Here is a 20,489-nt window from a genome sequence, read left to right as displayed (position 1 = left end):
ATGACTGCCCAGACTTCGTTTATCCGCATCGATCATGTTTCAAAGGTTTTTGGCGGCGGCAATGGTGTCCATGACGTTTCAATTGATATTCCGCGCGGAGCGTTTGTCGTGTTGCTGGGGCCATCGGGATGCGGAAAATCCACAACCCTGCGCCTGATTGCCGGGCTGGAAACCCCCGATAGCGGTGCCATTTATATCGATGGACGTGATGTCACCGCCGAACCGCCCGCCAAACGCGGCCTGTCGATGGTCTTTCAATCCTATGCGCTGTTCCCGCATCTTAGCGTCGCGGAGAATATCGTTTTTGGCCTGAAGGTTCGGAAATGCGGCAAGGATGACATTTTGCGCCGCCTGGCAGAATCCCTTGACCTGACCGGCCTTGCCGGACTGGAAAACCGCAAACCGTCGGCATTGTCAGGCGGTCAACGCCAACGTGTTGCCCTTGCCCGCGCCATCGTTGCCGGACATCCGTTATGCCTGATGGATGAACCGTTATCGAACCTTGATGCCAAATTGCGCCATTCAGTGCGCAAGGATATCCGCGATCTGCAACAACGCCTTGGCATTACCGTGGTCTATGTCACCCATGACCAGACCGAAGCCATGGGCATGGCCGATACGGTTATTCTGATGAATAACGGACGTGTCGAACAGGCCGGAAGCCCGACCGATCTGTATTGTACCCCGGCAACCGCCTTTGCCGCCGGTTTTGTCGGCAGTCCGCCGATGGAATTGTTACCGGCCACCCTTTTGCCGCCAGAAATGCAACCCCGTGACATCGCCCCCGAAGACCTTTTGCTGGGCGTTCGCCCCGAAGATTTCCAACTGATCCCCGAAACCGGGCGCGGCCTGTCGGCCAAAGTGGTTTCAACCGAATTTCTGGGGCCGGAAACCTTTGTTTATCTTGCGATTGCAGGCACGGGCGAGGTTACAGCCCGCCTGCCGGGTCGTGTCCATTGTTCGCCGGGCATGTTTGTGTCCCTTTCCTGGGCCCGCGTTGCGGCCCACTGGTTTGCGCGCGAAAGCGGCCAGCGCCTGATGCTGTCCGGTGCAACGCCCCCTGCCCGTTCCATTGATAGCGATTCTGCAACATCCGTTATTGACCGGTCATTAGAAAGGACCCCTTCAGATGCGTAAGACCTTCACCCGCACGGCCCTTGCCGCAGGGCTTTTTGCCAGCGTGGCGTTCCCGGCATCCGCCGTTGAACTGACCATGTATTACCCGGTGGCTGTTGGCGGCCCCCTGACCGAAGTCATCGACAATATGATCGACGGTTTTGAAAAGGAAAACCCGGATGTGACCGTCAATGCCATCTATTCCGGCAATTATGACGACACCCGTTTGCGGGCCCTTTCGGCAATCAAAAGCGGCGAACCGGCACAACTTTCCGTGCTGTTTTCCATCGATGTCTATGACCTGATCGAACAGGATATAATCCTGCCGTTCGATGAGATTGTCAAAACAGCCGAAGACAAGGAATGGCTGAACGGGTTTTATCCGGCCCTGATGGCGAATGGCAAGGTCGATGACAAAACCTGGGGCATCCCGTTTCAGCGTTCGACCATCGTGATGTATTACAACAAGGACATGTTCCGCGCCGCCGGACTGGACCCCGAAACGCCTCCTGCAACGTGGGACGCCATGGTTGATGCCGGCAAGGCATTGGCCAAAGACGGCAAATGGGGCCTGATGGTGCCATCGACCGGCTATCCTTACTGGATGTTCCAGTGCTTTGCGATCCAGAATGGCAAGGAATTGATGAGCAAGGACGGCACCGAAACCTATTTTGCCGATCCTGCCGTGATTGAGGCGCTGGATTACTGGCGCGGCCTTGCCACCGAACACAAAATCATGCCCGAAGGCACCATCGAATGGGGCACCCTGCGTCAGGCCTTTGTTCAGGGCCAGACCGGCATGATGTGGCACACCACCGGCAATCTGAGTGCCGTCAAAAAAGAAGCCAGCTTTGACTTTGGTGTTGCCATGCTGCCCGCAGGCAAACAGCCCGGTTCGCCGACCGGCGGTGGCAATTTCTATTTGTTCAAGGATGCCACCGAAGAACAGCAGCAGGCATCGCTGGCACTGATCAAATACATGACGGCCCCGGAACGTGCGGCTGACTGGTCGATTGCCACCGGTTATGTCGGCGTCACCCCGGATGCCTATGCCACCGACAAGCTGCAATCCTATGCCGCCGACTTTCCGCAGGCGCTGGTCGCCCGCGATCAGCTTGATGTCGCGATTGCCGAATTTTCCACCTATGAAACCGCCCGTGTCCGCGAAGCCCTGAACAATGCCATTCAGGCGGCCCTGACCGGTGCAAAAACCCCGGCAGACGCCCTGACCGAGGCCCAGGCCGAAGCAGACCGCCTGCTGAAACCGTTTCGCTAAACCATAAGGCATCCGGGGCAGTGTTCCTGCCCCGGATGTTTCCATTCTTACCGCCCTGCCGCAGGACACGATCTTATGAATGCTCTGGCCCGGACCCAAAAACGCCGCCTGTCGCTGTATGGCTGGATGCTGGCGGCACCCGCCCTGATCCTCCTGACGGTTTTTGCCTTTATCCCGACGATCTCCACCCTTTGGAACAGCCTGTTTTCCCGTGGAACGGCGCGACGGCCCAGTGTTTTTAACGGTCTGGAGAATTATCAGGATCTGTTTGCCGACCCGGTCTTCTGGACGGTGACGACCAATAATCTGATTTACGCCGGAATTACCATTCCGGTTTCGATCCTGTTTGCCCTGATCATGGCCTTGTGGGCCAATGCCCGTATTCCGGCCCGCAGTTTTGTGCGCGGCGCCTATTTTACGCCGACAATCCTGCCGATGATTGCTGCGGCCAATCTGTGGCTGTTTTTCTATACCCCCGACCTTGGCGTGATTGACCGCCTGACCAGTCTGTTTGGCATGTCCCCGACCAACTGGCTGGGACAACCGGAAACCGCCCTTGCCGCCGTGATCATTGTAACAATCTGGAAAGAAGCCGGGTTTTTCATGATTTTTTATCTGGCGGCCCTGCAAACCATCCCACCCGACCTGCACGAGGCCGCCCGCATCGAAGGGGCGGGCCGCTGGACCTATACACGCCGGGTTTTACTGCCCTTGCTGATGCCGACCACGATTTTCGTCTTCGTCAATGCCCTGATCAATTCGGTCAAACTGATTGATCATCTTTTTATCCTGACCAAGGGCGGGCCTAACAATGCCTCCAAGCTGATCCTTTACTGGATTTGGGAGATGGCTTTTTCCTATTTTGATCGCCCCCATGCTGCGGCCATGACGGTTCTGGTCCTTCTTGTTCTCGGGATCATCGCCGTGCTGCAATTCCGCCTGGTTGAAAAACGGACCCATTACCGATGATTGCTGTGCGCTTTTTTGAAACCACGGTCCTTGCCCTGCCATGGGGCCGGATTCTCGATACACTGGGCGCGTGGGTGCTGGCGATTGTCTGGATCGCGCCGCTTTTGTTTGCCACATGGGCCTCGTTTCAGGCCCCCGGCACGGCGTTTGCGCTTGATCCGGGCGGGTTGATGACATTCGATAATTACCGGGCCGTCTGGACGGCAGTGCCATGGGGAACCTATTTCCTCAACACCCTTGTTCTCGTCACTCTTATTCTGATCGGGCAACTGATATTATGCACCCTTGCCGCCTATGCCTTTGCCCGGTTTGATTTTCGCGGGCGCGATACGGTGTTTCTGCTGGTGCTGTTGCAACTTTTCATTCTGCCCGAAGTTTTGATCGTCGAAAATTATGCGATGATTTCCCGACTGGGCCTGTTTGACACGGCGCTGGGCATTGGCCTGCCCTATATGGCCAGCGCCTTTGGCATTTTCCTGTTGCGGCAAGCCTTCAAATCGATCCCCCTGGAGTTGGAAGAAGCCGCCCGGATTGAGGGCTGTTCATGGATGGGCGTGCTGTGGCGGGTGTATGTGCCGGCGGCGAAACCGGTTTATCTGGCCTATGCGCTGGTGTCGGTTGCCACCCACTGGAACAATTTCCTGTGGCCGCTGATTGTGACCAATTCGCCTGACACCCGCCCGCTGACCGTCGGTCTGTCGCTGTTTGGCGCACCGGAAACCGGGGTTGATATTTCCGTGATCAGTGCGGCCACCCTTCTGACCGTCCTGCCCTTGCTGGTGGCGTTTCTGATTTTTCAGCGGCACTTCATTCAGGCTTTCCTGCGGGCGGGCATTCGTTAACCCGACCGGACACATAAAAAGCCGGCCCCCCCGGAGACTAAGAGGGACCGGCCAGGCCGCACCGAGCGGGGATGCTCGCGGGGTCGGGGAGACGGGTGTGCGGCCTGTTCTGTGAGTTACAATTATCGTCCTGTATCAGTGTGCGTCCGCCGACGGTTTGCCACTGCGCACCGGACGGGCAAAGGGCAGCAACAGCAGGGCCAGAACAAAAACCGCCGCCATGGCCAGTTGCACATCGTTAAACGAGATCATGCTGGCTTCTCGCGTTACGATATTGACGATGGATTTCATGGCGGCTGCCTGCGGATCGGCAAGCCCCATTTCGGTATAGCGCGCCGTCAGGGCCGTCAGATAATTCAGAAAACCGGTGCTTGCCATATTGATGTGTTCGGCCAGATGGGCGAAATGCAAATCTTCTCGTTTATCAAGCAACGTATTAATCGCCGCCAGCCCCATGGCACCGCCCAGATTGCGCATCAGGTTATACAACCCGCTGGCATTTTTAATCTTTTCCACCGGCAAGGTGCCCAGCGCCAGATTGGTGATCGGCAGCATGCAAAACATCAGGGCGAAACCGCGCACAGCCTGAGGCAGGATCATTTCATGGAACGCCACCTGACTGTCCTGAAACCCGTTCAGCGCCACACCACAGGCAAACAGGGAAAGCCCGATTCCCAACACCAGACGCGCGGGCAGTTTGGCCGTCATTTTTCCGGCAATCGGGGCTGAAATGAACTGACAGATGCCGGTCACCGCCATGATCGTGCCGATCTCCAGACTGTCAAAACCCCGCACCCGACTGAGCAGTAACGGCAGAATATAGACGCTGCCATAAAGCCCGATACCAAGGGTAAAACTGAAGATACAGCCCATAGTGAAATTGCGATCGGAAAACGCCCGCAAATCGACAATGGGATGGTCACAGGTAAACATCCGCCGAAAGAAATAGATCCCCGAAATCACACAGATAATCGCGCCATAGACAATGGCCCGTTCATCAAACCAGTCATCCTTTGGCCCTTCGTCCAGAATATATTCAAGACTGCCCAAAAAAAACGCCATCGCCACAAGGCCGCGTAGATCAAAATTGCGCAACACCGATCTGTCACCGCGGTCAACATCAATAGTTATGGCAACGACAATCGCAATCAGGATGCCCGGTACGACATTGATCAGAAACAGCCAGTGCCATGAAAAAGACTGCGTCAGATAACCACCCAGCGTCGGCCCGACCGTCGGGGCCATGGTCGCAATCAACCCGATTATCACAGACGCCATATTGCGTTTGCTGGGCGGAAAAATAATATAGGTGGTGGCAAAAACCGTCGGGATCATCGCCCCACCCAGAAATCCTTGGGCGGCCCGGAACCAGATCATGCTTTCAAGGGACCACGCACAGGCCGAGGCAATTGACATGATCGTAAACCCGATTGCCGAAATCACAAAAAGCCATCGGGTGGAAATCAGACGCGACAGATACCCCGACAGCGGGATCATCACGACTTCGGCGATCAGGTAACTGGTCTGCACCCAACTGATTTCATCGGGACTTGCCGACAAACCCGCCTGAATATTCTCAAGCGAGCTTGCGACAATCTGGATGTCCAGAGTTGCCAGAAACATGCCAAAAACCATCGCGATCCAGCCGATAAATTTCAGGGTATCGACATGTTGCGTTGGCCCGGCAGGCGGGGCAATTGTGGTGGAGGCCGTGCGGGTCATCAGTTACGCTCCGAGACTTCCGCAACCGGTACGACAACACTGGCAAGACCTGTACCTTCGGCGTGCTCTTCTCCATCCGGATCGCGGATATCGACGGTGACCACAACCGACAATCCCGGTCGTAAGGCCGATGCAAAATCGCTGTTATCAAGGGCGATGCGCACCGGTACGCGCTGGGTGATTTTGGTAAAGTTTCCCGTGGCGTTTTCCGGCGGCAACAGGCTGAACTGCGCGCCGGTGGCGGGTGCGAAACTGTCCACCCGACCGGTGATTTCGGCATCCGGAAAGGCGTCGACATCGATCCTGACCTTTTGCCCCGGCGCCATATGGCCGATCTGGGTTTCCTTGAAATTGGCAACCGCATAAACACCCGGCAGCGGCACAAGAACCAAAAGCTGTTCACCGGGCTGTACCAGCGCGCCGGTCTGAACCGACCGGTTGCCGATCACCCCGTCAAACGGCGCATAAATACAGGTATCGTCCAATGCCTGTTGCGCAATTTCGCGGGCGGCATCAGCCTGTGACACCGCACGTTCGGCCTCAATTCTCTGGGCGTGCAGAACTGCAAGACGCCCCTTTTCAACCGACAGGGTGGCATTGGCAGCTGAAACTTCGGCCTGCGCCTTTTGACGGTCGGCCTTGGCATAATCGAATTTTTGACGGCTGGCCGCACCCTTTTTGACCAGATCCTGATACCGGTCAAAATCATCGGCGGTGCGGCCAAGCTCCACCCTTGCCATCTGAAGATTGGCTTCGGCCTGTTCAATGGCGGCAGCCTGCAACAGGATCTGTTCGTCCATGGTCTGAACGGCGGCGACTTTCGCCTGCCAGGCCGCCATGCTTTGCTTCAGGGCGGCGCGATAATCCGTATCATCAATCGCTATCAACAGATCGCCCCGGCGCACCGGCTGGTTTTCCGCAACCCGAAGATCGGCGACATAACCCGATACCTTGGGCGAAATCGCCACCTCGTCAGCCTGTAAATAGGCGTTATCGGTTTCCTGATGAAACTGACCTTCTGTCACCCAATAGACACCATAATAAGCGCCGCCGCCAATGATCGCCGCCGCGAAAATCGGCAGGATGATCTTCTTCACATCCATCGTCTTTCAATTTCCTTTTGGTATTGATCAGTACCATTTGCTCCTTTATGGTACCAATCAGTACCAACCGTCAAGCTTGGAATTGGAAAATCTTTTGTCCGACACGCAACCACCCGCCACCGATGCCCGAACACGCAAACGTCGCGAAATGATGATCGACGTTGCCCGGGAACTGTTTTGCGAACACGGTCTGGCCGGGACGACGCTTGAAATGATCACGGCTGAGGCTGGCGGATCGCGCCGCACGATTTATGAATTGTTTGGCAACAAGGATGGTTTGTTCGAGGCGGTCATCCGAAATTGCACCGGCCGGGTGACATCGGTCATGGCCGATCTGAAACTGTCAGAAATGCCGTTGCGCGATGCCCTGATCCATTTTGGCGAAACGTTGATGACGCTTCTGACCTCGCCCGATACAATCCGCTATATGCGACTCTATCTGTCCGAAGTGCCGCGTTTTCCCCATATGGGGAAGGTCTTTTATGAAAGCGGCCTGATGATCGGACGCAAGATCATCACATCCTATTTTGAACACCAGATGACCGAGGGAAACTTCCCCAAAAGCGACCCGAAACAGGCCGCCGTTTTTTTTGCAAGCTTGCTGAAAGCCGATTACGATTTACGGCAGATGACCTATATCGACTGGGAACCACAGGCCCGCGATTTGCACGCCCATGTGATTGCCGCAGTCGATATGTTCCTGCGCGGTTACGGGATTGATCCCCACAAGGCCGACGACACGTCAAAAAATTATTGACCAACGGTCACCAAATTCACCCGAACGTCATGAAAATCTTGTAGGCGACCGGCACCATCATGGTCGCCGCCCCAATGGCAATCAGGGCGATCCCCCAGTTCTTGTCACGGTTGGTAAAGCCCACCCCGATCAGAAGAAAACCCGCAAAAATCACGGTCATCAACACAGCCAAATGGTCAAACATCGACATGGTCCGGTATCCCCATTGTTTTGTATCGTGTCATTATGGCACCGATATCACACAAAGAATTGCCTTTTTCGCAGCCTGTGTCCTTGATCGAAATCAGTCCGGTTCGCATTTGGCATCATGTGCGCCAGGCCGGGTCGGACAGGGGGCGGATGACGGAAAAATCCGCTGTCCGAAAGTCTGATTTTTTGTCATGCGTGCCCCCTTTGATTTTTGGCGCGCATCCTGTATGTTGCGGGCTCCCGACGCGGCCAGGGCGCTCCCTCGCGCGCCGGATGGGAATTTGACCAATTCGTCAAATGGCGGCCGCGCTGTTTTCCGGCAGCGGCCAGAAAGGGAGTATTTTTATGACCAAGATCAAAGTGGCAAATCCGGTTGTCGAGCTTGACGGCGACGAAATGACCCGGATCATCTGGGATTTCATCAAGACCAAGCTGATTCTGCCCTATCTTGATATCGACCTGAAATATTACGATCTCAGCGTTGAAAAACGCGACGAAACCAACGACCAGATCACGATTGATGCCGCCAATGCCATCAAGCAATATCGCGTTGGCGTCAAATGCGCGACCATCACCCCCGATGAAGAGCGCGTAACCGAATTCAATCTCAAGAAAATGTGGAAATCGCCGAACGGCACGATCCGCAACATCATCGGCGGCACCGTGTTCCGCCAGCCGATCATTTGTTCCAACGTGCCGCGTCTGGTGCCGGGTTGGACCCAGCCGATTGTGATCGGCCGTCATGCCTTTGGCGACCAGTATCGCGCCACCGATTTCAAGGTACCGGGTGCCGGTAAACTGACGATCAAGTTTCAGCCTGCCGACGGCGGGGAGCCCATTGAACATGAAGTGTTCGATTTCCCGTCTTCCGGTGTGGCGATGTCGATGTATAACCTTGATGACAGCATCATCGGTTTTGCCCGCGCCTGCATGAATTATGGCCTGACCCTTGGCTGGCCGGTTTATCTTTCGACCAAGAACACCATCCTGAAAGCCTATGACGGGCGTTTCAAGGATCTGTTTGAACAGGTTTATCAGGAAGAATTTGCCGACAAGTTCAAGGCGGCGGGCATCACCTATGAACATCGTCTGATCGACGATATGGTTGCCTGCGCCATGAAATGGAATGGCGGTTTTGTCTGGGCCTGCAAAAACTATGACGGCGACGTTCAGTCCGACACCGTCGCACAGGGTTTTGGCTCGCTTGGCCTGATGACCTCGGTTCTGATGACGCCGGACGGACAGACGGTCGAAGCCGAAGCGGCCCACGGCACCGTCACCCGCCATTATCGCCAGCACCAGCAGGGCAAGGAAACCTCGACCAACCCGATTGCGTCGATCTTTGCCTGGACGCAGGGCCTGAAATATCGCGGCCAGTTCGACAACACCCCGGATGTGGTGAAATTTGCCGAAACGCTGGAAAAGGTCTGTGTCGATACGGTCGAAGCCGGTTTCATGACCAAGGATCTGGCATTGCTGATCGGTCCGAACCAGAAATGGCTGACCACCACCCAGTTCCTTGACAAACTGGACGAAGGCCTGAAATCGGCCATGGTGTGATCAGCTTGCTGATCTTCCCCGTGATATAAACGGGCCGTTTTACCCATCAGGAAAGCCCCTGCTGATCCATATCAGCGGGGGCTTTTCGCATTGCGGCGTTGGTCTTTAGACCAACCATAGAACAGGTCTATTGTGCCGCCCTGAATTTCGTTACCGACATCAGGGGCCAGTGATTTCAGAGCCTTGCTTGATAAAAAGAGCCTCCGATTGAAGTGCCGTCACGACATTATCGTTCGCGCCTTTGCCCTTTGCCTTGCCCCAACGTCAATCTTGAATAGATTACCGCTCTCTTTGTAGATATTATAAGAACGTCTTCATTGCTTTTTGACATAGGGAACAGCGCATTATTCGGGGGGATAGACGTTGGGGGCGGCAATGACCTATTTACAAAACCATACGATTTTATCTTCGACCGATTTGGATCAGGTTCGAGAGTCCATTAAGAATTTAGCCTCCCGTCATGACTTTGATATTAAGGGGCCGAATGCGGAATTGAATGTCCGTGTTGCCGCGGTGGAGTCTGGTGACATCAGCCTCATGCATGTGACTCTCGATGCAACCAGACTCAGTGTGACCTCTTCTGAACAGGATCCGGACGGGCTGCTGTTATATATGCTTACCAGTGGTTCGGGGGTAGCCCAACATTGTGGAAAAGATCTGACATTCTCAACCGGTCAGGGGTTCATGCGTGACTTGGCTGCCCCGGTCAGCGCCACGGAAGATAACTTCGGCGCATTCGTCCTTCGTTTATCCAAGGATAAATTGAAAAACCATGCGCGTTCTCTGGTTGGCGAAGACGTCGATTTGATGGGATTAAGTTTCGATCCCGCGATTGATTCCAGTGCGCTTGGTTGGACTGTTTTCCGCAATACCGTTCACTATGTCGCCGAAGCACTTGATGGTCCCTTGCGTGAATTACACAATCCAATCGTCACAGCGCAGATGGAAGATATCCTGTTAACGCAGTGCCTGAGCCTGTTGCCCAACAGCTATCAGGACATCATGAATGGCCATGACGTCACAAAGGTTGTTCCCTATTACATTAAACGTGCGCGTGATTATATCCACGCCCATTCTGACAAGAAAATAGGACTTGCCGATATCGCAGCAGTGGCCGGATGTGGCTATCGCGGCATGCAAAGAGGATTCATGGATGCGTATGGTATAACGCCGATGGCCTATTTGCGCATTGTCCGATTGAAACGCATCCGGGCAATCTTGCTGGCAGAGTTGGACGGGGATGCGATCTCTGATGTCGCGAAACAATGGGGCTTCACGCATATGAGCCGTTTTGCCCAGGATTATTGTCGGGAGTTCGGCGAACTTCCCTCCGAGACTGTACGTAAAAACGCATAGAGTCTTGGCCCTCAATATCCGAAAAACGACAGCAATATCCCAAATGCGTCATAAACGTATGGCTGCTTATCATTACGTGTTCCCTTCTCAAAGCTCCTGCTCAATTCTCTGTGCGGGGATTGGGCCATCTTATCTTGTTTTGCAGATTTGACCGAGTGTGGGGCGCGATTTTGCTTAACGAAAAGTCCCGACATCAAAGGGGCTTTTCCATCTGGCGGTCATCACCGCGTTGGCCTTGTTCTGTAACAAGACTTGATGTGTCGCGGTCGTTTCGCGTTAGGGAAGCATTTCGCATTTCCATGATTTTTCTCATCCCCCACGCAGTCCATGGGCACATCTCATGGTCTTTGCGCCGTTAGTCTTGTCTGCTTTCCCGCAGGCAAGGCGCAACACGTGTTGATTGGTTGAGGAATAACCCATGAGAACCTGTTTTAAGTCTGTGAACGCAACTCGGCGGGCTTTGCTTGTGCTGATTTTGCTGACCATCGGCGTCTTTTCTGGCGCATCGGATGCAGCAGCTCAGCAGACGCAAGCTGCCTTCACAGAAGCGGGCTATGCCATTTGTGGCGCAATGGATTTGCGCACAAACACCCTTTTGGGGGCTTGCGGCTTTGCATCGGCAACCAAAACAGGCAAGGCCGTTGGTGAGTGCCCACGGGGATCCTTCTTCGATATCGGCACCTGGTCCTGTTTCTCATGTCCAAGCGGTTACAACCGAACCGGTTTTGCGGTGGACACGCCGAAGGCATGTTCAAAGCAGATTTCAGCAGAATATAAACGCGCAACCCGGGTCGGCGCACACAAATCCTGCCCGTCTGGCTCGTTCAAAGATCTTCGTAATGGCGGTGAATGTTGGTCATGCCCAGCCGGATTTGACCGTACCTTGTCGGCCGTGAATGAATGGGATGCTTGCGGTAAAATCTTTGAACCAGCACGTCGGGCCGAATTCATTGATCGGGTTTGCCCAGAAGGTTCGTTCCCGGATTTGAATGGCAGTTGTTATACCTGCCCTGACGGATATCGCCGTACGGCGGCTGCGGTCAGCGCACACAATGCCTGTTTCCGCAATGAAAGTCTCGTGGCTGCAGAAAAAATAACCGCGCTGACCTGTAAAGCTGGCGAACATTTCGACTTCATCGACGGGGGGACCTGCTGGTCATGTCCGGTGAATTCGGTCCGGTCGGTTTATGGCGTTAAGACCAGTCAGGCTTGTGAATACCTTACCATGCGTTGGGAACCCGCAAGACGCACACCCAATGGGTTGTTCGGTCTGCCTGGCGCCCATGAGATCGTTGCCGAGGTAATTAAGGACCGTACGCTGATCGATGAAAGCATCAGCAATTACATCGCAGCAGCCGGACTCAATAAAACCAAAACAGACGAGCTAAAAACCGAAGCTTGGAACCTAATCCTGACGGAACCCGAGGAATCGGCGATCCTAAAGGCGGCCGTTTATATGCATGTTTTCAACGTGATCAAAAGAGGGGCAAAGACCAAAGCTGAACGCGATTTATTGAATTATTTGGCTGTATACGTTCAGCAGTCCCGGCTTTTGGTCGCGAAAGAAATGCAAAGCGTCTGGCAAAGCTGGGAACGCGGCTTGAAGGTAGCGCGTCCGGGTATGTCAACCGGCTTGAATCCCAATGATATTGGTGTTCGTCCGCCACAAATGGAAGACCAGGTAGGCGATATCATGTTGCTTGCACCTGGTGCTGCAGTTGTCGTTGCATATGTAGGGCTTGGGGCCGCAACGCTTGTATCAACGTCCGTCGCCAAAGCGGTGGGAACGGTTGGCCAAGCAATTTTTCCCCACCTGGTGCAAGGTATGAAAGAAACAATGAGAATAACAGTAACGACGACTAGTATTGGCACCACCTCTATGGCCTTTATGGCGCCGACAATGATTATTTTGACCGCAAGCTCGATTGTCGCCAGCATCGGAACCGATATTGCCCTGGATCAGATCAAACAAGAGTCCATTATCACTGACGCCCTGGCGAACTCGAAAAAGCCCGTAAACTTAGCCCGCCTTCTATTGACCGATAACGGGCGGACCGAGGTGTTGATGAACTGGGGGCTTATGACCCAGGAGTCGATCAAGCCGCAAGTACAGACTTGGGCAAAATTGATGGGGACTGAAAAATCATACGGTCCGGTTATCAACATGACCGTGGAAGGCGACCGTGTTGATATCGGTGAACCGACCCAACAAACAATCGAACTCACCCAGATTGAATCGACCGGTACAGCCGGCGCTGCTGGTCGTGCAACAAAATGGGACTTGATCCCGGGGGACGCCACCGATGTTGCGATCGGCACGGATGGAACCACCTATGTCATCGGTGTAAGCAAAGCTGGCGGTGGATATGAAATCTTCAAGCGCGCCAAGACGGCAAAAAGATGGATCAAAATGGCCGGTGCGGCAATCCGTGTCGCTGTTTCAGATAAAGACGCATGGGTCGTCAACGACGCGGGCCTGATATTTGCCCAATCAGGATCAAAATGGCGGCAAATCCCCGGCCCAGCGGCACAAGATATTGGCGCCAGTGCCAACGGGGTTTGGATTACCGCCGTTGACGGCACCATCCATGTCCGGGATGGGAACCGTTGGCAAAAGCTTCCGGGAACGGCAAAACGGATCGACATTGATCAGAATGGTCGGCCATGGGTCGTGAACGACCAAGGCCATATCTATGTCCATGACAACAACAAGAAGTGGGAAAAGCTTCCGGGTTCTGCCGTCGATATTGCGGTCGATATCCCGGGCGCGGCGTTAATCGTTGGCACGGATGGCAAAACTTACCTGTTTAATGCCACGAAACGCGATTGGGATCCGATTGCCCAAGACACGGATTCTAGCACCATCGGTGCGGGCGGCGGGCAGGTCTGGCGGCTGACCAAGAAGAATGAAATTTACCAGATGAACTAAGGGAAAAGGGCTGAGGCAATTTCAGCCCTTTTCGTTCTGTTTTCAATTTTTGATGGCGTGGGCAATCCGGGCGGTTTTGCAGCCCGGATTGCCAAAGACCGAATTGCCAAAGACTGTCGGTGCCGGGGGCGCCCTGTTTTTTAGCGAGAAGGTGGCTGATATTTTGTGGGGAAGTGGCGTTTGGTCCAGATACGTAAACAATTTAAGCGCGAACCTATGCTTAAAGCGTCTTTTAGGGGGGCATTGATTTTATCGACATTGCTGGTTGCCGGTTGTCAGACAGCCGGTTTGATGTCTGATGGTTCGCTGAACGCCAGCGGCGTGCTGTCCGTGGAGCGCGAGGGTGTGCAACAACCGGCTTTCAAACATTCCATCGCCCAAGATGATGCCGTTCAGGTCCTGGTGCGCGAAAGTATTGACGCTTTGGAAGCCCAGAACATGGATGAAGCATCACGCTTGATCAATCTGGCTTTGAAACTTGATATCACCAATCCGGATTTGCAGTTTCTCAATGGATTAACCTACCACTTGATGGGGGTGCAGGGCGATGCCAGCAAGTTTGAACTGGCGGAGCAAGGGTACAAGCAGGCGCTTAAATTCGATCCGGGCAACTTGTCGGCCAGTTACCAGTTGGGCCTTTTGTATATGGACCAGCGGCGCTATGGCCTGGCGCAGGGCTATTTCGCGGCCGTCGCCCTTCACCGTGGTGACGACCCGGCGGTGCTGTATAGTCTGGCTTCGGCCTCATATTATGCGCGTGATCCCGAAACGGCGGAAGCGGCGCTAAAGCAGTTGTTGGCTGTGGCACCCGAAGCAAAGGAACAGCCCGAAGTCCTGAAAGCGGTGGCGTTGTCCCTGGCGGCGATGGATGATCGCGCGGGGGCATCGTCATTTGTGTCAGCGTATCGCAAGGCCGTTCTGGGGCCGGAAAACATCAAATATCTGGAACGCCGGGTTCAGGGGTGGCAGTCGTTTTATGACAGCGATGCCAAGGTTATGATGGCACAGTATGGAAATGATCCATATGGCCCCGGCAATAATCCATACGGGTCCAGTGACCCATACGGGTCCAGTGATCCCTATGGTGCTGCCCCTGATCCTTATGGCTCTCAGCCGCAGGATGCATATGGCGGGCCCGGCCCGCAAGGTGATCCGATGCAGCAAGGTTTTGCTGATTCAAGTATGGTGGTGGTCGATGTTGTCTTGATCGGCACGCAGGAAGATGTTCGCAATTCGCGAGGTATCAATCTGTTGAACGGATTGCAGTTGCAGTTTGGTGATCCACTGACCGGGACGGCGGGGTTTGGGTACGAATCGACGCGAACCAAGGATTATTTAAATACCGGCCTTGAAGAAAGCACCCAGACCATCACCCGCGCAATCAGTATTCCCGCCGTGACATATTCGTTGAACATTGCCAATTCCGCTGATGCGAACAATCAGGTTTTGGCCAAGCCAAGTTTGGTGGCGCAGGCGGGACAAACGTCGGAATTTTTCTCGGGCACGGAAATCCTTGCCGCCGCTGTTTCAGGCGGAAATGGCGACAGCGTCTCGGTGCAAAAGGAGGTTGGTGTCAAGCTTGCGGTGACGCCGGAAATATTGCCCGATGATATGATACGGTTGCATGTCGTCGCAGAACGCACCTTCCTGACCGATCCGTCCAATTCGGTTGTGTTTGAATTCCGCCTCGACACCACCAAGACCAATGTCAATTCGACCGTCACCATGAAGTTCGGCGAGACCCTGGTGCTGGGCGGCTTGAGTGAACGCGAGACATCCAAATCGGCAGATGGCGTACCGGGTTTGATGGATATACCGATCCTTAATCTGTTGTTCTCGCAGCGGGTTGATCGCCATTTCGAACGTTCTGTCCTGATTTTGATGACGCCACGTCGTCCACATTACGCCCGTCGGGCGCAAGCCGATCGTGATATCGTGATCGAGGAAATGTCGGATCTGGAACGCGATATTGAACGTCTTCAGCATCGTCACAAGGATTGGTTTACACCGCGACCGACATTCAGCGAAGTCATTGAAAAGCTACAGGGACGTGAATTCTTTGAGGAATTCAGAAACGGGGATGTGAAAGTTCAGTCATGGCAAAACGACGCCAACGGCCAGCAACATATAGCGATGGTGCGGGACCGGTTGCTAAATAAATAACGTTTTTGTTTTCAGAAACTGTGATGCGAGGTCGTCCAATGACGATAGTGCGGTTTTGTCTGGTTCTGTTCTGTATCGTCCTTACGACAGGCTACCCCAACGGTGCCTGGGCGCAAGACAGTTCAACGACCTTGAATTGGACCCGCTTGCCCGGCACGGCTGTTGATATATCGATCAACAGTCAGGGGCAGGCTTATGTCGTTGCCCCGAATGGCACGCCGTGGCGCTGGGATGCGCTGGAACAACGCTGGCGTAAAATGTCCGGGGTTTTCGTCCGAATTTCAGCAGCAGAGGGAAATCGCCCATGGGCGGTCAACTCGGAAGGCGTGGTTTTTCGCTATAACGGTTTGTGGTGGGAAAACAAAGATACGGATGTTGTCGACGTCGCCGCCGACGCGCAGGGCAATGTCTATATCGCCAAAGTGAGCGGTGAAATCAAAAAATGGAACCCGTTGCGCAGTGAGTGGAAGCCCGTGGAAGGGCAGGCTTATCGAATCGCATTGGATATGGCGGGCAATCCCTGGGGCGTGACCCGCGATGGACGTATTGGTGCGTTTGACGGCAAGACTTGGGGGGCGATGCCCGGGCGTGCCATCGACATTGCCATTGGTGGGAACGATACGGTAGTAATTGCGGATGCCGAAGGCCGGGTAAGGATCTGGGACAAGTCACAGCGCAGTTGGCGGGCAGTCGCCGGGGTTGAAGGTGTAACAGCGACGGCGGCAACACCCGATGGCGGACCATGGGCTGTCATCACAGATGGTGTCATTATGGCGACGACGTTGTTGGTCGAACCCGAGAAAATCAAAACCGAAGAAGGCCGGGCACCGGAAATTCAAGCACCTCAGGCGGATGCACCTGTCGATAGTGCCCCTGTGGCAGTTGCTTCGGGGATCTCTGCAACACCTGTAACACCGACGGCGCCTGTTGCGCCATCGGCGCAAGCAACTCCGGCAACAGCGCCAGCACAGACCGCAGAGACGCTAAGCGCGTCCCCGGTTTCACCTGAAACAGGCGGAGCCGGGCAAACCGCAGCCAAAACCGTTGCCCCGGCAACAGGGAATCCTGCCACTATTGATCCGGTCGCTGTGACAACGAAGGAGGACATTACCTTTGTGAACACCCAAAAGATCGCCGCAACACTGGCGATCGGGCGCGATGGCAGTGTGTTTGGTCTGGATGTCGGGGGCAATATCCTGCGGTGGTCGAACAGCCGCAAACAGTTCGAAAGCTTCCCCGGGACTTTGGTGCGTCTTGCGGTTGATGCACTGGGCAACCCATGGGGCATTTCCACGTTGGGGCGGGTGTTTCGCCATACCGGAAATCTGTGGAAACAAATCCCCGGCGCGACGGGTTCTGACATTGCCATTGGTGCGGATGGGGCGGTGGTGATTGCTGATGCTTCCGGCACGTTATCCAAACTGAATGACGCAATGACCCGGTTTGACCGTCTTTCCGGACAGGGCCTGTTGGTGGCGGTGGCCCCGGATGGCACCCCTTGGACCATCCGTTCTGACAATCTGGTTCAGCGTTGCGCATCATTGCCCTGCGAAATTTTCGCGCAAAAAGCCAAAAGTATCGCGATTGGTCCGGATGGCAGTGTCTATGTGGTGTCGGACAGGGACCTTCTGATGCGTCTGGGAACAGACGGCAAAACCTTCGAGGTGGTTCGCACACCAGGGCACACACCAAAAAGTGTGGCAGTGGGGCCAAATGGTTACCCTTGGGTGGTTACGATGGATACGCTTGTGCTGGCTTCTACGTTCTTTGAACGCGACGAACAGGCCGATCGTGCCACCGCCGTAGCAACAGCCGGTGATACCACCGGCAGCGGAAGTACCGCAGCAGTGGTCGATGTGCCATCGGACAATGCCTTTACCTTTTCAAAAAACATTAGCTTCGACACCTATGTCACAAACCTAAACACGATCGAAGAATTTACCGTTGGGCAAAATGATGATGTCTATGTCTATGGCACGCCGCAAAATCAGGGCGCGAACCAGTTTTTGAAATTCAACAACACGACCGAGAAATTTGAGGAAGTTTCTCTTTCATTTAATCAAAACCTGCAAAATATCGACGTTGCAAGCGATGGCAGCATTTGGACGACCCAAAACGGATCGGTTTATCAACTGTCATCGACGGGCAGCGTGCGACGCACCTATTCGGTCACATCGGGCAGTATCGGCAGTTTGTCGATTGGCGTGGATGGCACGGTTTACGTTGTGATCAGCCAAAAGCTTTATCATCTTAAACCCGGGACCAGTACATTTACCAAGTTCAGCAACGATGACGTTGGCAAGGTCGCTGTTGGTCGGGCCGGTGATTTATGGATTGCTGATTCTGGCAACATCGTTCAACAATTTACCGGTACAAAATTTGAAAATCGCCCGTTAGGTCAAAGCGTAAGCGTAGAGGACATTGGGGCGGGGATGGATGGCAGTGTTTATATCTCTTCCTGGAACGGCAGCCAGTACGTTTTGAAAAAATGGAATGCCACAAACAACTCGTTCGACACGGTCAAAAATACAAATGCCAACCGGGTGGATGTGATGTCCGATGGCCGTCCCTGGATTGCCAATACCAGTTCAAATACAGATGTGAAGCGCGGCAAAGATTAGGTTTGAACATTCAAGGTGCCCCCTTCTCCGGTACTATGCTTAACATCGAACGACGCCCTTGATATCGGGTTCGCCGCTGTTACGTATTTTGCCAAGAGCTGTGTGACATCCGTCATGATCTGCTGTGTGTGGGCGGGCGATGACGTGGAATGGCGGTACTGGCGACGAACCGGCCCTTTTGGAAATCGTCAAAGGCCTGCATCAGTTCGGCCTTGGTATTCATCACAAACGGCCCATAACGCGCCACCGGCTCGTTGATCGGGGCGGCAGCAATCAGCAAGAGCCGCCCGCCACCATCCCCGCCGCGCAAGGTGACTTCGGTGCCATCGGCCAGTACCGCCAGATGATGGGTGGCAATTGACGTTCCGGCAATATCGGCGGTGCCGATAAAGACATAGGCAATTGCCGCATGGCCGTGCGGCACCGGCAGGGTGATTTCCGCCCCCTGTGCCAGTTTGACATCGACAAATAACGGGGCGGTGGCAATGCCCGATACCGGTCCGGTTTTGCCTTCGACCGATCCGGTCACCAGCCGTAAATCAACACCGGGTTTTGGCGCGATTTCCACCACTTCGTCGGCTTCGAGATTCTGATAACGCGGCGGTTTCATCTTGTCGCGGCCCGGCAGGTTGATCCACAACTGAAACCCCTGCAACAATCCGGCTTCCTGCTCGGGCGTTTCGGAATGGATGATGCCGCTGCCTGCGGTCATCCATTGCACCCCGCCCGACCGCAAAATGCCATCGGCCCCGGTGCTGTCCTGATGGCGCATCGCACCTTCGACCATATAGGTCACAGTTTCAAAACCGCGATGCGGATGATCGGGAAACCCGGCGATATAATCATCGGCCTTGTCGGTTGAAATGGAATCAAGCATCAAAAACGGATCGAGCATATCAAGGGCGGGCGACCCGACCGAGCGTTTCAACGACACCCCGGCCCCGTCCGATGTATCCATCGCCCGGATCACTTGCGCCACATGGCGCGGGGATTTGGGGCGCGGGGATTTGGCCTGTTCAGACATGGCACTGTCCTTTCCAAAAATATCCTTATCTATATCTATCGGCACAGATTGGCAGAAAACTGTCGCGAAACAATGCCCAATCAGGCACCGGATTGTTTCGATCCGGATAACAATGCACCCAATCCGCATAAAAAAGGCCGCGCCGAAAACACCGACGCGGCCTGAAATGCAAGGAGAGTGGAGGCTTAACCGGCCAGTTTCGCCGCCAGTTCCGCCACATGTTTGCCCTGAAATTTTGCAATATCGAGTTCGTTTTGCGATGGCTGACGCGAACCATCGGCCCCGGCAAGGGTGGTCGCCCCATAAGGCGTTCCGCCGGTGATTTCATCCATTTTGGTCAGCCCGGCACAGCTATAAGGCACGCCGACAATCACCATGCCATGATGCAAAAGCGTGGTGTGGGTCGAGGTGATGGTGGTTTCCTGTCCGCCATGCTGGGTGCCGGTCGAGGCAAACACCGACCCGATCTTGCCGATCAGCGCACCCTTGGCCCACAGACCGCCGGTCTGATCGAGAAAGGCGCGCATTTGCGAACACATATTGCCAAAACGGGTCGGCACGCCAAAAATGATGGCATCATAATTGACAAGATCGTCAACAGTTGCAACCGGTGCGGCCTGATCCAGCTTGGCCCCGGCCCCCTTGGCAACATCCAGCGGCATGGTTTCGGGCACACGTTTGACGTCCACCGTCGTTCCGGCAACGCTGGTCGCTCCTTCGGCAATGGCACCGGCCATGGTTTCGATATGACCATACATCGAATAATACAGCACAAGAACTTTCGCCATTTCAGGCTCCTTTGGTTAGATGTCAAACCCGGTTTCGGGCAATGTCGCAAAAGATAATGCCTCATAGGGCAGCA

15 protein-coding genes are annotated in these 20,489 nt (G+C 54.6%); 10 read left to right on the top strand and 5 right to left on the bottom strand.

Going from position 1 to position 20,489, the window contains the following annotated elements:
• From Q8O73_RS11245 to Q8O73_RS11230, 4 genes are all read left to right on the top strand, one after another.
• Positions 1 to 1,137 (top strand): ABC transporter ATP-binding protein, encoded by a 1,137-nt coding sequence (locus tag Q8O73_RS11245; protein WP_305558252.1) that lies wholly within the window; start codon positions 1 to 3, stop codon positions 1,135 to 1,137.
• On the top strand, positions 1,130 to 2,392 hold the full coding sequence (locus Q8O73_RS11240) for an ABC transporter substrate-binding protein (RefSeq protein WP_305558251.1): 1,263 nt from the start codon (positions 1,130 to 1,132) through the stop codon (positions 2,390 to 2,392). The genes Q8O73_RS11245 and Q8O73_RS11240 overlap by 8 nt, the downstream gene beginning before the upstream one ends.
• Positions 2,393 to 2,467: 75 nt before the next feature.
• Positions 2,468 to 3,361: a carbohydrate ABC transporter permease gene (locus Q8O73_RS11235; RefSeq protein ID WP_305558250.1), complete on the top strand. Its 894-nt coding sequence runs from the start codon at positions 2,468 to 2,470 to the stop codon at positions 3,359 to 3,361.
• Positions 3,358 to 4,203, top strand: coding sequence for a carbohydrate ABC transporter permease (locus Q8O73_RS11230; protein WP_305558249.1), 846 nt, complete (start codon positions 3,358 to 3,360; stop codon positions 4,201 to 4,203). The genes Q8O73_RS11235 and Q8O73_RS11230 overlap by 4 nt, the downstream gene beginning before the upstream one ends.
• A gap of 135 nt (positions 4,204 to 4,338) precedes the next feature.
• On the opposite strand, the gene Q8O73_RS11225 is transcribed toward Q8O73_RS11230, so the two are convergent.
• Both Q8O73_RS11225 and Q8O73_RS11220 read right to left on the bottom strand, forming a co-directional pair.
• A complete protein-coding gene (locus tag Q8O73_RS11225; RefSeq protein WP_305558248.1) occupies positions 4,339 to 5,925 on the bottom strand; it encodes a DHA2 family efflux MFS transporter permease subunit in 1,587 nt (528 codons plus the stop codon).
• A complete protein-coding gene (locus Q8O73_RS11220) occupies positions 5,925 to 7,028 on the bottom strand; it encodes an HlyD family secretion protein (protein WP_305558247.1) in 1,104 nt (367 codons plus the stop codon). Before Q8O73_RS11220 ends, Q8O73_RS11225 begins: the two co-directional genes overlap by 1 nt.
• A 94-nt stretch (positions 7,029 to 7,122) precedes the next feature.
• Between Q8O73_RS11220 and Q8O73_RS11215 the strand changes: the two genes are divergently transcribed.
• Positions 7,123 to 7,785: a TetR/AcrR family transcriptional regulator gene (locus Q8O73_RS11215; RefSeq protein WP_305558246.1), complete on the top strand. Its 663-nt coding sequence runs from the start codon at positions 7,123 to 7,125 to the stop codon at positions 7,783 to 7,785.
• Positions 7,786 to 7,801: 16 nt separating this feature from the next.
• On the opposite strand, the gene Q8O73_RS11210 is transcribed toward Q8O73_RS11215, so the two are convergent.
• On the bottom strand, positions 7,802 to 7,975 hold the full coding sequence (locus Q8O73_RS11210) for a hypothetical protein (protein ID WP_305558245.1): 174 nt from the start codon (positions 7,973 to 7,975) through the stop codon (positions 7,802 to 7,804).
• 344 nt (positions 7,976 to 8,319) lie between these two features.
• Between Q8O73_RS11210 and Q8O73_RS11205 the strand changes: the two genes are divergently transcribed.
• The 5 genes from Q8O73_RS11205 to Q8O73_RS11185 all read left to right on the top strand — a co-directional run bounded on the left by Q8O73_RS11205 (position 8,320) and on the right by Q8O73_RS11185 (position 18,603).
• Positions 8,320 to 9,534: an NADP-dependent isocitrate dehydrogenase gene (locus Q8O73_RS11205; protein WP_305558244.1), complete on the top strand. Its 1,215-nt coding sequence runs from the start codon at positions 8,320 to 8,322 to the stop codon at positions 9,532 to 9,534.
• A 375-nt stretch (positions 9,535 to 9,909) separates the two neighbouring features.
• A complete protein-coding gene (locus Q8O73_RS11200; protein ID WP_305558243.1) occupies positions 9,910 to 10,890 on the top strand; it encodes a helix-turn-helix transcriptional regulator in 981 nt (326 codons plus the stop codon).
• 418 nt (positions 10,891 to 11,308) lie between these two features.
• The gene (locus Q8O73_RS11195; protein ID WP_305558242.1) at positions 11,309 to 13,819 is read left to right on the top strand and encodes a tectonin domain-containing protein; all 2,511 of its coding nucleotides are present in this window, start codon (positions 11,309 to 11,311) and stop codon (positions 13,817 to 13,819) included.
• A gap of 291 nt (positions 13,820 to 14,110) precedes the next feature.
• Positions 14,111 to 15,982 (top strand): hypothetical protein, encoded by a 1,872-nt coding sequence (locus Q8O73_RS11190; protein ID WP_305558241.1) that lies wholly within the window; start codon positions 14,111 to 14,113, stop codon positions 15,980 to 15,982.
• 257 nt (positions 15,983 to 16,239) lie between these two features.
• Positions 16,240 to 18,603: a hypothetical protein gene (locus Q8O73_RS11185; RefSeq protein ID WP_305558240.1), complete on the top strand. Its 2,364-nt coding sequence runs from the start codon at positions 16,240 to 16,242 to the stop codon at positions 18,601 to 18,603.
• Between the two features lie 112 nt (positions 18,604 to 18,715).
• Here the strand turns inward: Q8O73_RS11185 and Q8O73_RS11180 are convergent, their stop codons facing one another.
• The gene (locus Q8O73_RS11180; RefSeq protein ID WP_305558239.1) at positions 18,716 to 19,627 is read right to left on the bottom strand and encodes a pirin family protein; all 912 of its coding nucleotides are present in this window, start codon (positions 19,625 to 19,627) and stop codon (positions 18,716 to 18,718) included.
• A gap of 185 nt (positions 19,628 to 19,812) precedes the next feature.
• Entirely contained in the window at positions 19,813 to 20,415 is a 603-nt protein-coding gene (wrbA, locus tag Q8O73_RS11175) for an NAD(P)H:quinone oxidoreductase (protein ID WP_305558238.1), read from the bottom strand.
• Between the last annotated feature and the right edge of the window lie 74 nt (positions 20,416 to 20,489).

It is taken from the genome of Thalassospira sp. (assembly GCF_030690045.1).
Taxonomy (GTDB): Bacteria; Pseudomonadota; Alphaproteobacteria; order Rhodospirillales; family Thalassospiraceae; genus Thalassospira.
Note: the sequence above shows the minus strand (reverse complement) of the source record. Positions and strands in the feature narration are given on the sequence as shown.

Excerpts from the sequence above, each read along its gene's own strand:
- Q8O73_RS11205 (WP_305558244.1), top strand. The coding sequence starts at position 8,320 with ATGACCAAGATCAAAGTGGCAAATCCGGTTGTCGAGCTTGACGGCGAC.
- Q8O73_RS11190 (WP_305558241.1), top strand. The coding sequence starts at position 14,111 with ATGTCTGATGGTTCGCTGAACGCCAGCGGCGTGCTGTCCGTGGAGCGC.
- Q8O73_RS11210 (WP_305558245.1), bottom strand. The coding sequence starts at position 7,975 with ATGTCGATGTTTGACCATTTGGCTGTGTTGATGACCGTGATTTTTGCG.
- Q8O73_RS11245 (WP_305558252.1), top strand. The coding sequence starts at position 1 with ATGACTGCCCAGACTTCGTTTATCCGCATCGATCATGTTTCAAAGGTT.
- Q8O73_RS11195 (WP_305558242.1), top strand. The coding sequence starts at position 11,309 with ATGAGAACCTGTTTTAAGTCTGTGAACGCAACTCGGCGGGCTTTGCTT.
- wrbA (WP_305558238.1), bottom strand. The coding sequence starts at position 20,415 with ATGGCGAAAGTTCTTGTGCTGTATTATTCGATGTATGGTCATATCGAA.
- Q8O73_RS11235 (WP_305558250.1), top strand. The coding sequence starts at position 2,468 with ATGAATGCTCTGGCCCGGACCCAAAAACGCCGCCTGTCGCTGTATGGC.
- Q8O73_RS11240 (WP_305558251.1), top strand. The coding sequence starts at position 1,130 with ATGCGTAAGACCTTCACCCGCACGGCCCTTGCCGCAGGGCTTTTTGCC.
- Q8O73_RS11185 (WP_305558240.1), top strand. The coding sequence starts at position 16,240 with ATGTCCGGGGTTTTCGTCCGAATTTCAGCAGCAGAGGGAAATCGCCCA.
- Q8O73_RS11180 (WP_305558239.1), bottom strand. The coding sequence starts at position 19,627 with ATGTCTGAACAGGCCAAATCCCCGCGCCCCAAATCCCCGCGCCATGTG.
- Q8O73_RS11200 (WP_305558243.1), top strand. The coding sequence starts at position 9,910 with ATGACCTATTTACAAAACCATACGATTTTATCTTCGACCGATTTGGAT.
- Q8O73_RS11220 (WP_305558247.1), bottom strand. The coding sequence starts at position 7,028 with ATGGATGTGAAGAAGATCATCCTGCCGATTTTCGCGGCGGCGATCATT.
- Q8O73_RS11230 (WP_305558249.1), top strand. The coding sequence starts at position 3,358 with ATGATTGCTGTGCGCTTTTTTGAAACCACGGTCCTTGCCCTGCCATGG.
- Q8O73_RS11225 (WP_305558248.1), bottom strand. The coding sequence starts at position 5,925 with ATGACCCGCACGGCCTCCACCACAATTGCCCCGCCTGCCGGGCCAACG.